This is a genomic window from Streptomyces sp. MBT65 (assembly GCF_016612545.1).
Taxonomy (GTDB): Bacteria; Actinomycetota; Actinomycetes; order Streptomycetales; family Streptomycetaceae; genus Streptomyces.
On the sequence record NZ_JAENRY010000383.1, the window covers coordinates 1 to 13,807 of the forward strand.

14 protein-coding genes, 1 tRNA gene and 1 pseudogene are annotated in these 13,807 nt (G+C 72.1%); 8 read left to right on the forward strand and 8 right to left on the reverse strand.

Going from position 1 to position 13,807, the window contains the following annotated elements:
- Positions 1-524 (forward strand): hypothetical protein (locus JHN63_RS45510; RefSeq protein ID WP_234478681.1); only part of this gene is annotated, 524 nt, incomplete at its 5' end.
- A gap of 33 nt (positions 525-557) precedes the next feature.
- Positions 558-1,598, forward strand: coding sequence for a polysaccharide deacetylase family protein (locus JHN63_RS45515; protein ID WP_200691009.1), 1,041 nt, complete (start codon positions 558-560; stop codon positions 1,596-1,598).
- A 607-nt stretch (positions 1,599-2,205) separates the two neighbouring features.
- On the opposite strand, the gene JHN63_RS45520 is transcribed toward JHN63_RS45515, so the two are convergent.
- The gene (locus JHN63_RS45520; RefSeq protein WP_200691010.1) at positions 2,206-3,471 is read right to left on the reverse strand and encodes an MFS transporter; all 1,266 of its coding nucleotides are present in this window, start codon (positions 3,469-3,471) and stop codon (positions 2,206-2,208) included.
- Positions 3,472-3,567: 96 nt separating this feature from the next.
- Here JHN63_RS45520 and JHN63_RS45525 point away from each other — a divergent pair, with 96 nt between their 5' ends.
- The 3 genes and pseudogenes from JHN63_RS45525 (at position 3,568) to JHN63_RS45530 (ending at position 6,274) form a co-directional block, all read left to right on the forward strand.
- On the forward strand, positions 3,568-4,764 hold the full coding sequence (locus JHN63_RS45525) for a glycosyltransferase family A protein (protein WP_200691011.1): 1,197 nt from the start codon (positions 3,568-3,570) through the stop codon (positions 4,762-4,764).
- A 213-nt stretch (positions 4,765-4,977) separates the two neighbouring features.
- Positions 4,978-5,280, forward strand: a pseudogene (locus tag JHN63_RS54890) (FAD-binding protein); the annotation flags it as partial.
- A 43-nt stretch (positions 5,281-5,323) separates the two neighbouring features.
- On the forward strand, positions 5,324-6,274 hold the full coding sequence (locus JHN63_RS45530) for a D-arabinono-1,4-lactone oxidase (RefSeq protein WP_374223004.1): 951 nt from the start codon (positions 5,324-5,326) through the stop codon (positions 6,272-6,274).
- 76 nt (positions 6,275-6,350) lie between these two features.
- Here the strand turns inward: JHN63_RS45530 and JHN63_RS45535 are convergent, their stop codons facing one another.
- Complete coding sequence (locus JHN63_RS45535; RefSeq protein WP_200691012.1) at positions 6,351-7,352, reverse strand: aldo/keto reductase; 1,002 nt, start codon at positions 7,350-7,352, stop codon at positions 6,351-6,353.
- A gap of 130 nt (positions 7,353-7,482) precedes the next feature.
- Between JHN63_RS45535 and JHN63_RS45540 the strand changes: the two genes are divergently transcribed.
- Entirely contained in the window at positions 7,483-8,277 is a 795-nt protein-coding gene (locus JHN63_RS45540) for an SDR family oxidoreductase (protein ID WP_234478682.1), read from the forward strand.
- 63 nt (positions 8,278-8,340) lie between these two features.
- On the opposite strand, the gene JHN63_RS45545 is transcribed toward JHN63_RS45540, so the two are convergent.
- The 4 genes from JHN63_RS45545 to JHN63_RS45560 form a co-directional block, all read right to left on the reverse strand.
- Positions 8,341-8,425, reverse strand: a tRNA-Ser gene (locus JHN63_RS45545).
- Positions 8,426-8,492: 67 nt separating this feature from the next.
- Positions 8,493-8,924, reverse strand: coding sequence for a tRNA adenosine(34) deaminase TadA (gene tadA, locus JHN63_RS45550; RefSeq protein ID WP_200691013.1), 432 nt, complete (start codon positions 8,922-8,924; stop codon positions 8,493-8,495).
- 56 nt (positions 8,925-8,980) lie between these two features.
- On the reverse strand, positions 8,981-9,514 hold the full coding sequence (locus JHN63_RS45555; protein ID WP_200691019.1) for a hypothetical protein: 534 nt from the start codon (positions 9,512-9,514) through the stop codon (positions 8,981-8,983).
- A 243-nt stretch (positions 9,515-9,757) separates the two neighbouring features.
- Positions 9,758-9,955, reverse strand: a complete 198-nt coding sequence (locus JHN63_RS45560; RefSeq protein ID WP_200691014.1) for a hypothetical protein — start codon at positions 9,953-9,955, stop codon at positions 9,758-9,760.
- A 148-nt stretch (positions 9,956-10,103) separates the two neighbouring features.
- Here JHN63_RS45560 and upp point away from each other — a divergent pair, with 148 nt between their 5' ends.
- Positions 10,104-10,739, forward strand: coding sequence for a uracil phosphoribosyltransferase (gene upp, locus JHN63_RS45565; protein ID WP_200691015.1), 636 nt, complete (start codon positions 10,104-10,106; stop codon positions 10,737-10,739).
- Positions 10,740-11,047: 308 nt separating this feature from the next.
- Here the strand turns inward: upp and JHN63_RS45570 are convergent, their stop codons facing one another.
- On the reverse strand, positions 11,048-11,680 hold the full coding sequence (locus JHN63_RS45570) for a LytR C-terminal domain-containing protein (RefSeq protein ID WP_200691020.1): 633 nt from the start codon (positions 11,678-11,680) through the stop codon (positions 11,048-11,050).
- 186 nt (positions 11,681-11,866) lie between these two features.
- Complete coding sequence (locus tag JHN63_RS45575; RefSeq protein ID WP_003999914.1) at positions 11,867-12,163, reverse strand: type II toxin-antitoxin system VapB family antitoxin; 297 nt, start codon at positions 12,161-12,163, stop codon at positions 11,867-11,869.
- 105 nt (positions 12,164-12,268) lie between these two features.
- On the opposite strand from JHN63_RS45575, the gene JHN63_RS45580 reads away from it, so the two are divergent.
- On the forward strand, positions 12,269-13,807 hold a 1,539-nt coding region (locus JHN63_RS45580), incomplete at its 3' end, for a helicase HerA-like domain-containing protein (protein WP_200691016.1).

Consider the following 13,807-nt stretch of genomic DNA (forward strand, 5'->3'; position numbering starts at 1 on the left):
TCGCCGCGTGCCTGGACCCGGACGTCAACGGGGTTCCGCCCGTGATGGAGCTGGAACTCCCGGCCCACGGCGAACTCATCGGCCACGAGCCGCTGCTCCAGCTGCTCAGCGCGCTGATGGGCCCCGACTTCGTCTTCCACCACCTGCACAGCGACCGGCAGCGCCCGGACGTCCCGGGCAAGCCCTGGCACCACGACTACGAACAGCGGCCGCAGACCGACCGCGCCCACGCGATGATCCACACGCTGCACTACCTGGACGGCCTCGACGCCGGCACCTCCTCGCTCGTCGTACTGCCCGGCTCGCACCTGGAGGTGGCCGAGAAGGACGCCTCCGCCGGACAGCGCGGCAAGGACCGCTACTTCGTCGACGCCTCGTACTGCGAGGTCGGTCCCGCCTGGCTGCCGGTGAAGCCGTACTGGCGGCACCTGCTGCGGCGCGCGCAGGAGCTGGGCCTCGACCACGGCACCTGGCCGGAGCTGTTCGCCGAGCGCCACTTCGCGGAGTACGTCCGCCCCGCCTGAGCGGCGCCCGCCCCCAACCCGAGGAGTGCTGTCATGTTGTATGCGGGAATTGCGTGGGACGGCGACGGATACGAGGTCGACGTGGTCGACGAGGCGGGCCGGTCCGCCGTGCCGCCGGCGCGGTTCGGCGCGGACCGGGTGCCGGAGCTGATCGACCGGCTGCGCGGGCTGCCCGGGCAGCCGCCGGTCACGGTGGTGGAGAGCACCAACGGCATCCTCGACGGCCGTCTGATGGCCGCGGGCCTCGCCGTCCACCGGGCGGACCCGCACCTGCTGCCGCCGCGGCCGGGGTTCGGCTCGGTGCCCGCCGCCGCGATCGCCCGGGCCGCCGCCCGGGCGCCGTCCGCGCTGGCCCGGCTGGAGCGGGCGCGCGGCACCCAGACCGGCCGTGAGCCGGAGCTGGCGGAGTGGATCGCCGGCGCGGCGGCCGAGACCGCGGAGCTGACCGCCGCGGGCCGGTGCCTGAGCCACCGCGGCCGCGACCGCAGGGAGATCGCGCTCACCTTCGACGACGGACCGCAGCCGGAGAACACCGGGCGCGTCCTGGACGTCCTCGAACGCTACGGCGTACCGGCGACGTTCTTCTGCGTGGGCATGAACGCCCGTGCCCACCCCGACCTCCTGGTGCGGATGCGGGAACAGGGACACGGGTTCGGCAACCACACCTGGTCGCACCCGTTCCTGCCCGAGCTGACCCGGCCGCAGCTCCGGGAGCAGATCGAACGCACCCAGGAGGCGATCACGGAGGCGGCCGGAGTGCCCGCGCCGGCCCTGTTCCGGCCGCCGTACGGGGCCCGGACGCCCCAGGTCCTGGACTGGATCGCCGAGTCGGGGCTGCGGATCGCGCTGTGGGACGTGGTGCCGGACGACTGGTCGATGCCGGGTGCCCGGACCGTCTCGGACCTCGTCCTCGACCAGGCGCGCCCCGGCTCCGTCGTCCTGCTGCACGACGGCGGAGGCGACCGCGGCCAGACGGTGGAGGCACTCCCACCCATGATCGAGGGACTGCTGGAGCGCGGCTACCACTTCACCCTCGTCGACGAGCCGACCCCCGCGAGGGCCTCGGCGGCCTGACCGCCGGGCCCCACCGAACACCGACGGCCCGCACGACCTCCTTCCTTCCGGGGGCGTGCGGGCCGTCGCCGTCTGCTCCGCCTGGAACACGGCCTGGATGCACCCGGCGAACGATGGGATCGGGCACCGGCCGCCTTTGCGGGACCGGTCGGCGAGCATGGCGAGTTGGGCAGCGGCGGACGTTGCCGAAACCGCGCGGTGCGCCCGCGATTGCTGGGCGGGCTTTCGGCCGTGCGGGAATCGCCTTGCGTGGCCTCTTTCTGGGGGTGGTGTGGGTGGTCGTCGTCGTGTCGCACGTCCCGCGTGGTGCGCCCGCGACGGCGGGGCGGGTTTTCGGCTGTCCCGGGAACGGCCTCGCGCGACCTCCTTTTTTTCGGGGGCGGTGCTGGTGGTCGTCGTCGCGTCGCGCGACCCGCCCGGTACGCCCCCGGTTGCCGGGCAGGCCTTCGGCCGTGCGGGAACTGCCCCGCACGACCTCCTTCCTTCCGGGCGGGCGTGCGGGCCGTCGTCGTAACGTCGCAGGAGCGGGAACCGAGCGTTTCGCCCGCCACCGCCAGGCGGTTCCTCGGCCGTACGGGGATCGCCCCGCCGGACGCGCGGGCGGGGGTCACACCCTGCGCAGGCCGGCCGTGAGGGTTGCGGCAAGGAGGATGAGCAGGCCGCCGAGTGTGGTGCGCAGGCCCAGGCCGCTCGCGCACCAGCCGACGAGGACCGGGCCGATCAGCAGGCCGCTGTACGTCATCGTGTTGATCTTGGCGAGGGCGTCCGCCGTGCTCGCCGTGCCCATGTCCTCGCCGCCGTGGCCGACGGTGCTGAAGATGACCGGCACCAGCACGGAGAGCCCGAGGCCGAGCAGGGCGAAGCCCGCGACGGCGATCGCCGCACCCGGGGCGAGCACGACCACCGCCAGGCCGCCGACGGCGACCGCGCCGCTGCGGGTGACCAGCGTGCGGGCCCCGTACCGCCCGTGCAGCCGGTCCCCGACCAGCCGGCCGCCCGCCTCGCAGGCGCTGAACGCGACGTAGGCGAGGGAGGCGGTGGCGAGGGAGGAACCGAGGCCGTCGTGCAGATAGATGCCGCCCCAGTTGCCGACGACCCCGCTGCACACCAGGACGACCGTGCCGGTCGCGCCGAGCAGCAGCAGCCGGGGTGACCACCCGGTCCAGGTGCTGGAGCGGCTCGTGCGCTCGCCGCCGGCCGCCGTGCGCCGCCCGGTCCGGTCGGCCGAGGCCGGCAGCAGCTGCCGGCCCGCCGCCAGGGCCAGCGCGACCATGACGGCGCCCACGACCTCGTAGTGCGCGGTGACGGAGAGGCCGGCCTTGATCGCGGCGCCGCCGAGCAGCGACCCCGACGCGGAGCCGATGCTCCACGCGGCGTGGCAGCTGTTCATGATGTGGCGGCCCGTCGTCTTCTCCACCGCGATGGCGTGGCTGTTCATGGAGACGTCGATGACACCGTCGGCCGCGCCGAACACCGCCAGCGCGAGGCCGAACCACACCACGGAGCCCGACCGGCCCGCCGGGACGAACAGGACGAGGGAGAGCGGCAGCGCGAGGGCCGATGCCCGTACGACGGGCGAGCTGCCGAAGCGCGCGACGAGCCCGCCGGTCGCCTGCATGGCCAGCAGTCCGGTGACGATGGGCAGCATCAGCAGCATGCCCAGCTCGCCGTCCGAGAGCCCGAAGTCGGACTTCCAGAGCGGGATCTGCACGAAGTAGCTCGCGAAGACGAATCCCGTCAGGAAGAACGGCCCCCGGGACGCCAGGCCGACCAGCCGCGGGGCTCCCGAGGCGGCTCCCGCGGCGCCTCCTTCCACGGCCGTCTCCACCCTGCCGCCGGCTTCTTCCGGCTTGCCGTTCTCGGCGTTCGTCATGTCGTCTCCAGCTCGTCGACTCGCTGCGGCATCCGCGGACAACTCCATTCAGGCACACTATTGCCAAGTTGGGCAACATTCGGTCACACTCCAGGCATGACTGATCTGAAGTTCAGTGTCGTGATCCCTTACAAGCAGCGGCTGGACAACATCCGTCTCGTCCTCTCGGCGCTCGCCGAGCAGTCGATGGACCGCTCCGACTTCGAGGTCCTGATCGGCGCGATGGAGTACGCGCCGGAGTTCGTCTCCGTGGCCGGCGAGTTCACCGACCGGATCGACGTCGTGTCGATCCTGTCCGCCGACGAGTGGAACCTCTGCCAGGCCCGGAACCTCGCCCTGCGCCAGGCCCGCGGCCAGGTGACGCTCATCCTGGACGCGGACATGGTGCTGCCTCCGCACTTCCTCGACAACCTCTACGACCGGCATTACGCCCATGGGCAGAACGTCTGCGTCCTGGGCCAGATGATCGGCTACGACGACGTCGTCGAGACCGATGTCGAGCATGTCGAGGCGGCCCCCTTCAGCCACTACCGGGAGGTGCTCGCCGGCCTGGAGGAGCGCGACGAGGTGGTCATGGACGACCGCTGGAACGCCGACCAGCGCCAGGCGTTCGCGGCCTTCCCCTGGGTCTTCGCCCGCGGCGGCCTGGTGGCCGTCCCGACCGCGACCGTCCAGGAGCACGGGATCACCTACGACGTCGGGTTCCGCGGCTGGGGCCCCGAGGACCAGGAGTGGGCGCTGCGGGTCGCCCTGACCGGCACGCCGATCGTGCTCGGCCAGGAGGTGTACGGACTGCACCTCCCGCACCTGCGCAGCGTCGCGGACAACGGCCGCACGGCGTGGCTCAACAACCGCTACTACCTGGCCAAGTGGCCCCGCCTGGAACTCGAACTCGCCCTCGCCTTCGGCTGGTCGGAGACCGCCCGGATCCTGCCCGGGGTACGGGCCGAACTGGCCGCGGCCGGCGAGCGGCTGGGCCTCGGCCCCCGCTACGGACTGGGCGCCGTGCGCGGCACGGTCGACGGCCGCGCCGTCGTCGTCGTCGGCGCGGCCGTCGACCGCGCCGCCGGGACACCCGGACCCGAGACCGCCGCCCTGTTCGACACCCGCTCCCCCCTGACCGTCCTGCCGCTGGCCGGCTTCGCGCTGCCCTACGCCGACGGTGAGATCGAGGAGTGCCATGTGCTGCCGCCGGTGGCCGGGCTCGACGCGCGCTACCGGGACGCCGTCCTGCGCGAGGCGGAACGCGTCGCCCTGAAGGTCTCGACCTCGGCGGGCACCGAGCCGCGCTGAGCGACGCCCCTGGGCCGTGTCCCCGAAGTCCCGCCCCCAGTGGGGTGCCCCCAGCCCCGCGACGCCCGGCACGCTCCCCCAGCCTTCGGCCGCACACACCGGACGCCGCTGAGCCCGCCCTTCGGCCGGGACGACGGGACTGTGCGGACACGCCCCAGGCCAGCCCCTCCCGGCGACGTCCGGGTCCCACGACCTCCGCGGATCGGAGTACTCATGTCCCGTACGCTCGAAGCGGCCACCAACTGGGCCGGAAACATCACGTTCGGCGCCGCCCGGTGGCATCGGCCGCGGAGTCTCGACGAGCTGCGGCGGCTCGTCGCGGGCAGCGACCGTATACGCGCCGTCGGCAGCGGCCACTCGTTCAGCGCCGTCGCCGACACCCGCGGGGACCTGGTCCGGCTGGACGGCCTGCCGCCCGCGGTCGAACTCGACCCGGCGGCCCCGGCCGTCACCGTCTCCGCCGGCCTGCGCTACGCGGACGTCATCGCCCCGCTCGAACGCGCCGGTCACGCCCTGGCCAATCTGGCAGCTCAGGCTGTGGCCGGACCGGGCGGGGCCGGTGGCGCCGCTGCAGGCGACGGCGATGTGCGGGAGCGTGGCCACCGGCACCCACGGGTCCGGCGACACCCTGCGCTGTCTGGCCGCGTCGGTCCGGGCGCTGCAACTGATCGGCCCCGAGGGCGACGTGACCGAGCTGAGCCGGGACACCGACCCGGACGTCTTCCCCGGCGCGGTGGTGGCCCTCGGCGCGCTCGGCATCGTCACCCGGCTGACCCTCGACGTCGAGCCGAGCTACGCGATGGCGCAGCGCGTCCATGTCGCGGTCCCGCTCGACGAGGTGGCGGCGGACTTCGACACGGTGTCCGGCGCGGCCCACAGCGTCAGCGTGTTCACCGACTGGGGCGGCGCGTTCGCCGAGGTCTGGCTCAAGCGCAGGACGGACCGGCCCGACCCCGGCTGGGACGGCGGCCGCCGGGCCGAGCGGCCCATGAACCCCGTCCCCGGAATGCCCCCGGAGTTCAGCACCCGCCAGCTCGACGAACCGGGCCCGTGGTGCGAGCGCCTGCCGCACTTCAGGCCCGAACTCACCCCGGGGGCCGGCGAGGAACTGCAGTCCGAGTACTACCTGCCGCGCGCCGCGGCCCCCGCCGCCTTCGCCGCGCTGCGGAGCCTGGGGCCGCGCCTCGCCCCCGCCCTGCACATCGCGGAGGTGCGCACGGTCCGCGCGGACGACCTGTGGCTGAGCCCCGCCCGCGGCCGGGACTCCGTCACCTTCCACTTCACCTGGGTCAGGGACCTGGACCGCGTCCGGCCGCTGATCGCCGCCGTCGAGGACGTCCTGCTGCCGCTCGGCGCCCGCCCGCACTGGGGCAAGCTGACCGCGCTCACCCCGCGGGAGCTGGCCGCGCTGCACGAACGGCTCGGCGCCTTCGCGCGGTTGGTCCGCGCGTACGACCCGGCCGGCAAGTTCGGCAACGACTTCACGGACGCACTCCTCGGCACCGGGTGACGTCCCGCGAAGACGGCTGTGGCCCACGGGGACTCCCCTCCCCGTGGGCCACAGCCCTGCCCCCGCCGGGCCGCCGTCACCAGCGGTCGTGCACCAGGGCCCTGATCCGGCGGTCGTAGATCTCCTCGATCGACTTGGTCGTGAGCGGGGGAAGTCCGGGCAGCCCCGCGGCCTCGGAGTTGGCGCGGGCCTGCTGCCGGGTGCGCGCGCCGGGGATCACCGTGGTCACGCCGGGCTGCTGCACGACCCAGCGCAGCGCCGCCTGCGCCGGAGTCGTGCCGTCGGGCACGAGCGCCGCGAACTCGGCGGCCGCTTCGACACCCACCTCGTAGGGGACGCCGGAGAACGTCTCGCCGACGTCGAAGGACTCACCGTGGCGGTTGTAGGCGCGATGGTCGTCGGCGGCGAAGACCGTGTCCCGGCGGTACCGGCCGGAGAGCAGCCCGGAGGCGAGCGGGACGCGGGCGACGATGCCCACACCGGCCGCCCGGGCCGCGGGCAGGACGCGCTCCAGGGGTTTGCGCCGGAAGGCGTTGAGGATGATCTGCACACTGGCCACATGGGGCCGGGCGATCGCGGTCAGCGCCTCCTCGCAGGTCTCCACGCTCACCCCGTACGCCGCGACGCGCCCCTCGTCGACGAGCACGTCCAGGGCGTCGTACACCGAGTCGGCGGAGAGGACGGGCGTGGGCGGGCAGTGCAGCTGGACCAGATCGAGCGTGTCCACGCCCAGGTTGGCGCGCGAACGGTCCGTCCAGGAACGGAAGTTGGCCAGGGTGAACTCGTCCGGGTGCTGCGGGGCGCGCCGCCCCAGCTTCGTCGCCACGAGGATGCCGTCCGCGCGCGAGGGGCCGAGCCGCCTGAGGAACGAGCCGATGAGCCGCTCGCTGCGGCCGTCGCCGTACACGTCCGCCGTGTCGAGGAACGTCACGCCCGAGTCCACGGCGGCGCCGAGGACGGCCAGTGCCTCGTCCTCGTCCACCGCGCCCCAGTCGGCGCCCAGCTGCCAGGTGCCGAGCCCCACCACCGAGACGCTCCGACCGATCCTGCCGATTTCCCGTTGTTCCACGAGGACCACCTTGTGAGAGCCGTTGCCACCGAAGCTTGTTGCCAGCCATTTTGGCAATTGAATTGCCTAGATACAATGAGTACAGTCAACTCATTGCCAATGAGGTCCTACAGGGTGGCAACCCGGACTGGAGGCGGCGTTGACGCACATCGCCGGCACGACTGTTCTGCTCACCGGCGCGACCGGGGGCATCGGACGCGCCCTCGCCCACCGGCTGGCCCGCGCGAACGCCACGCTGGTGGTGACCGGGCGGCAGCCCGAGGCGCTGGAGACCCTCGCCGCCGAGGTCGGCGCCAGGCCCGTCGTCGCGGACCTCGCCGACCCCGACTCGGTGGCCCGGCTCGCCGCGCACTGCCCGGACGTGGACGTGCTGGTGGCCAACGCGGCACTGCCCGCCAGCGGCGACCTCCTCGACTACACCCCCGCGCAGATCGAGCGCGCCCTCGCGGTGAACCTGACCGCACCCGTCCTGCTGTCCCGGCTGCTCGCCCCCTGCATGGTGGCGCGGGGACGCGGTCATCTGGCCTTCGTCGGTTCCATGTCCGGCAAGGCCGCCACCCCGTACTCCTCGCTCTACACCGCGTCCAAGTTCGGCCTGCGCGGCTTCGCCCACAGCCTGCGCCTGGACCTCCACGACACCGGCGTCGGCGTCTCCCTCGTCCAGCCCGGCTTCGTCCGCGACGCGGGCATGTTCGCCGCGACCGGCGCCGAGGTGCCGAGCGGCGTGCGCACCGTCTCGCCCGACGAGGTGGCGGCCGCGGTCGTCCGGGCCGTCGAGGACAACCGCGGCGAGATCAACATCGCCCCGCTCGAACTGCGCCTGCGCTGCGCCCTGGCCGTCCAGTTCCCGGACTTCGCGGCCCGCTCCCACCGGCACGCCGACAGCGACCCGACGGTCCACCAGGTGATCGAGGCCCAGCGCGCCTCCCGCTGACCGGCCCATGTCCGCACGCACGACACCCCCCTGACCGTGTCTCAGGTCAGGAGGGTGTGAGAGCGGTAGCGGAGGGATTTGAACCCTCGGTGACTTGCGCCACACTCGCTTTCGAGGCGAGCTCCTTCGGCCGCTCGGACACGCTACCGAGAGAGACCTTACAACAAGGTGGGGTGTGGTTTGAAATCGGTAATCGGACCCCGCCACCGATCCCGCTACCGGCCGCGGAAGAACTCCGTGAGGACGTGCGCGCACTCCTCCGCGAGCACGCCCTCGATCACCTCGGGGCGGTGGTTGAGCCGCCGGTCCCGTACGACGTCGAAGAGCGAGCCGGCCGCGCCCGCCTTCTCGTCGCGGGCGCCGTAGACGACCCGGTCGACCCGGGACTGCACCAGCGCGCCCGCGCACATCGTGCAGGGTTCGAGGGTGACGACCAGCGTGCAGCCCGAGAGCCGCCACTCACCGAGGTGCGCGGCGGCCCGCCGGATCGCGAGGACCTCGGCGTGCGCCGTCGGATCGCCGGTGGCCTCGCGTTCGTTGTGCCCGGTGGCGAGCACGGTCGTACCGTCCGGGGACAGCACGACCGCGCCGACCGGGACGTCGCCGCCCCGGGCGGCCGCTCCGGCAGCGTCGAGGGCGAGCCGCATCGCGGCCCGCCAGCGGTCGCGTACCGGGTCCGGGGTCCCTTCTGTGCGTGCTGCGGTCAGCGGACGGTCTCCAGGACCTCCGAGGCCCCCAGGGCCTCGGCGATGGAGCTCAGGGCGTCGTCGGCGTCGAGGAGCCGCAACTCCTTCTCGCCGACGCCCAGATCGTCCAGGATCTGGCTGTCACCGACGGGGCTGTGCGGAACGGCCTCGGCCGAGGAGGTGCCGTCCTCGTCGTCCTCCTCGGTGTCACCGTCCTCGGTACCGTCGAGGTCGAGCGAGTCCAGATCGACATCGTCGTCGGCGTCCGGATCCCGTCCGAGCAGCTCGTCGGTGAGCAGGATCTCGCCGTACGAGCTGCGGGCTGCGGCAGCTGCGTCCGAGACGTAGATCCGAGGGTCGTCCTCGCCGTCGATGCGGACGACGCCGAACCAGGCGTCCTCCTGCTCGATGAGCACCAGCACCGTGTCGTCCTCGGGCGAGGCTTCACGGGCCAGTTCGGCCAGATCCGACAGGCTCTCGACATCGTCGAGCTCTGTGTCGCTCGCTTCCCACCCGTCTTCGGTGCGCGCGAGCAGTGCGGCGAAGTACACCGTGACTCTCCCACTGGTCATAGGTGTGCCGGTTGGGGGTCCCCCCGGCGGAGGTTACGGGCGGGGAGAGCTCGTGCTCCGAGCCCCACCCACTCGGAATCGTGGCAGAAACAAGGCGTTCAGGGGACGTCTTCGGCTCCCTGTGTCCGCCCGTTTTGATCGACCACCAGCGGGATCGTACGCGCCGATCGCCCTGCACACGCACCCGGTTGGCCTTACAAGCTCCTGTGAGACAGGTCTCGACTACCAGCGGAACGTGCGCATACGCATGGCGTGGCGAAGCCGGGCGACCTTGGCGCGCCGGGGCTGGACGCGGTCGCGCAGCTCGCGCGCCTCGGCCAGATCACGCAGGAACTGGGCCCGGCGCCGTCTGCGCTCGGCCTCGGTCTCCCGGCTGTCGTTCCGCTGCGACGGGTCCTCGTGGGACTCACGGTCAGGCATCGCTCACCACCTCGGTCCGTCCCACCCACTTTCCCCCGGACGGGCGGTTTGATGCCAGTCCGGGTGGAATCGCGGCCGGTGGGGGCCGTTGTCGCGACCGGTCGGAGCGGGGCCGCGGCAGCCGCGGGGCCCGGCTACTGTTGTGGACATGCGTCTCCACGTCGTCGACCACCCCCTGGTCGCCCACAAGCTCACCACGCTGCGCGACCAGCGCACCGACTCCGCGACCTTCCGCCGCCTGGCCGACGAGCTGGTCACCCTGCTCGCCTACGAGGCCACGCGGGACGTGCGCACCGAACAGGTCGACATCACGACGCCGGTCGCCTCGACCACCGGCGTCAAGCTGTCCTACCCGCGCCCGCTGGTGGTGCCGATCCTGCGGGCCGGCCTCGGCATGCTGGACGGCATGGTCCGGCTGCTGCCCTCGGCCGAGGTCGGCTTCATGGGCATGGTGCGCAACGAGGAGACGCTCCAGGCCTCCACGTACGCCACGCGCATGCCGGAGGACCTCTCCGGCCGCCAGGTGTACGTCCTGGACCCGATGCTGGCCACCGGCGGCACCCTGGTCGCCGCGATCCGCGAGCTGATCAAGCGCGGCGCCGACGACGTGACCGCCGTGGTGCTGCTCGCCGCCCCCGAGGGCGTCGAGGTCATGGAGCGCGAGCTGGCGGGCACCCCGGTGACGGTCGTGACGGCCTCGGTCGACGAGCGCCTGAACGAACACGGCTACATCGTCCCGGGCCTGGGCGACGCGGGCGACCGGCTGTACGGCGCGGCGGAGTAACACCAGCTCAGCATCGGGCCGATGGCCACCGGACGGCTCAACACCCGCTCACTGTCCGGCCGATGGCCACCCGAGCGCTCAATACCCGCTCTCCGTCCGGCAGTTCGACACCGGACCGCTCAACACCTGCTTACGGTCCGGCCGATGGCCACCGGACGGCTCAATACCCACTTTCCGTCCGGCCGATGGCCACCGGAGCGCTCAACACCCGCTCACCGTCCGGCAGTTCGACGCCGAACAGATCAACACCGGATTCCCGTACGGCTCTTACCCGCCGTACGGGATTCTGCGTGTGCGGCGGCCTACGGCTACGAGCACGCCTTCGGTGAAGCCGAGGCGCCGGCCGTCGGTGCGGCGGCCCCGTTCAGCGCGGCCAGTGCCTTGTCGGCGGCGGCCTTCGCCGTGAGGTTCTTGAACGCGGTGCCGATGATCAGGTCGACGGTGGTGCCCTTGCGGGTGGCCTCGGTGCGGCGCTCGGCGCCGGTGAGCTGGGTGGCGAGGACGGGCAGCGAGGTGTCGAGCGAGGCGGCCGGTCCGAGCAGCACGCCGGTGCCCTTGACCTTCTTGTCCCACTGCGCGGACGCGTTGCCCACGTCGCCGATCCGGAAGCCGCGCTTCTTCAGCTCGTCGGCGGTCGACTTGGCGAGACCGCTGCGGGGCGTGGCGTTGTAGACGTTCACGGTGATCTGGGCGGGCTTGGGCACCGCGGCGGCGTCGGCACTCGGTGACGGGCTCGCCTTGGTAGCGCAGGCGGCCTTGGAACCGGAGGCCGAGGCCTGCTTGCCGCCACCGGTGAAGACGTCGATGAGCTGCAACGTGCCCCACCCGCCCACACCCACTACGGCGACGGACGCGACCATCATGAGGACAAGCCGCCCGCGACGCCGCGGACGGCGCATGCGCGGGTATTTGTCCCCCGTGATCCGGTACTGGCCGCCCATGCCTGGGGGAGTCAGCATGCTCATGAGCGCAGCGTAGTGCGCCCGGGCGACGATGCCTACTAGATGATCATTCGACAGCGCCGAGACCAACCCGAAAGGGCGAACCCCGGGTCAGCACCGGCGAGTGAGCCGAAGGGGCTTTGGCGCCCCGGAGGCGAACCGAGCCTCAAAAAAGGGGGCTGCGGCTCAGTCCAGTTCGAGTACGCGCGCGTGCAGGACCTGGCGCTGCTGGAGGGCCGCGCGGACCGCGCGGTGCAGGCCGTCCTCCAGGTACAGGTCGCCCTGCCACTTCACGACGTGCGCGAAGAGGTCGCCGTAGAAGGTCGAGTCCTCGGCGAGGAGGGTTTCGAGGTCGAGCTGGCCCTTGGTCGTCACGAGTTGATCGAGGCGGACCGGGCGCGGCGCGACATCCGCCCACTGCCGGGTGCTCTCCCGGCCGTGGTCGGGGTACGGCCGGCCGTTTCCGATGCGCTTGAAGATCACACGGAAAGCCTACCGGTCATGACGTTCCGGGCGCAGCCATGGAGACGGAGTGCGACGCTGGAAAAGATGCCGCAAAGCCGGGCAAAAAGGGAACCGAGGCCTGATATGAGTGACAGCGAGACGATCGCCGCCGGGTACGCCTTCACAGGACCTGCACTCGACCTGGGCGCCCTGCTGTGGGAAGGGGCCCCGCTGCCCGACGCGCAGATCCGCATCCCCCTCCCGATGCTCAACCGCCACGGCCTGGTCGCGGGCGCCACCGGCACCGGCAAGACCAAGACCCTCCAGCTCATCGCCGAGCAGCTCTCGGCGCAGGGCGTGCCGGTGTTCCTCGCGGACGTGAAGGGCGATGTGTCGGGCATTTCGGCACCGGGCACCTCGAACGACAAGGTCGCGGGCAGGGCCGTCGAGGTCGGGCAGCAGTGGACGGCGACCGGATTCCCGGCCGAGTTCTACGCCCTGGGCGGTATTGGTCACGGCATCCCGGTCCGGGCCACGATCACCGGCTTCGGCCCGGTGCTGCTCTCCAAGGTCCTCCAGCTCAACCAGACCCAGGAGCAGTCGCTCGGCCTGATCTTCCACTACGCCGACACCAAGGGCCTGGAGCTGATCGACCTCAAGGACCTGCGGGCGGTCGTCACCTTCCTGACCTCGGACGAGGGCAGGCCGGAACTGAAGAACATCGGCGGCCTGTCCACCGCCACGGCCGGTGTGATCCTGCGCTCCCTCACCGCCTTCGAGGCGCAGGGCATGGCCGACTTCTTCGGCGAGCCCGAGTTCGACACGAGCGAGCTGCTGCGCACGGCGACCGACGGCCGGGGCATGGTCTCGGTCCTCGAACTCCCCGCCGTCCAGGACAAACCGCAGCTCTTCTCGACCTTCCTGATGTGGCTGCTGGCCGACCTCTTCCACGACCTCCCGGAGGTCGGTGACGCCGAGAAGCCGAAGCTCGTCTTCTTCTTCGACGAGGCGCATCTGCTCTTCAACGACGCCTCCAAGGCCTTCCTGGACTCGATCACGCAGACCGTCCGCCTGATTCGCTCGAAAGGGGTCGGCGTCTTCTTCGTGACCCAGACCCCGAAGGACGTACCCGGCGACGTCCTGGCCCAGCTCGGCAACCGCGTCCAGCACGCGCTCCGCGCCTTCACCCCGGACGACCAGAAGGCGTTGAAGGCAACGGTGAAGACCTTCCCGAACTCCTCCTACGACCTGGAGGAGATCCTGACGGGCCTGGGCACGGGCGAAGCCGTGGTCACGGTCCTGAGCGAGAACGGCGCCCCGACCCCCGTCGCCGTCACCCGCCTCCGCGCCCCCGAGTCCCTGATGGGCCCGATCGACCCGACGACCCTCGACGCGGCGGTCAAGTCCTCGTCCCTCTACGGCCGTTACGCACAGGCTGTGGACCGCGAGTCGGCGTACGAGAAGCTGACGTCCCGCCCGCAGCCGCAGGAGACACCGAAGGCGGCCGCGAAGAAGTCTCCGGCCAAGGAGGACGAGTCGATGGTCCAACAGGTCGTCGGCAGCGGGATGTTCAAGTCCCTGGCGCGTTCCGTGGGCACCCAGATCGGCCGCGAGATCACCCGCTCCCTCTTCGGCACGGCCCGGCGGTGGCTAGCGCTTCCGCCGGGCCGTGCCGAAGAGGGA

Bases quoted from the DNA above. Each gene is read 5' to 3' on its own strand.
- JHN63_RS45515 (WP_200691009.1), top strand. From the start codon at position 558: ATGTTGTATGCGGGAATTGCGTGGGACGGCGACGGATACGAGGTCGAC.
- tadA (WP_200691013.1), bottom strand. From the start codon at position 8,924: ATGCGGCTCGCCCTCGACGCTGCCGGAGCGGCCGCCCGGGGCGGCGAC.
- JHN63_RS45570 (WP_200691020.1), bottom strand. From the start codon at position 11,680: ATGGGCGGCCAGTACCGGATCACGGGGGACAAATACCCGCGCATGCGC.
- upp (WP_200691015.1), top strand. From the start codon at position 10,104: ATGCGTCTCCACGTCGTCGACCACCCCCTGGTCGCCCACAAGCTCACC.
- JHN63_RS45520 (WP_200691010.1), bottom strand. From the start codon at position 3,471: ATGACGAACGCCGAGAACGGCAAGCCGGAAGAAGCCGGCGGCAGGGTG.
- JHN63_RS45525 (WP_200691011.1), top strand. From the start codon at position 3,568: ATGACTGATCTGAAGTTCAGTGTCGTGATCCCTTACAAGCAGCGGCTG.
- JHN63_RS45560 (WP_200691014.1), bottom strand. From the start codon at position 9,955: ATGCCTGACCGTGAGTCCCACGAGGACCCGTCGCAGCGGAACGACAGC.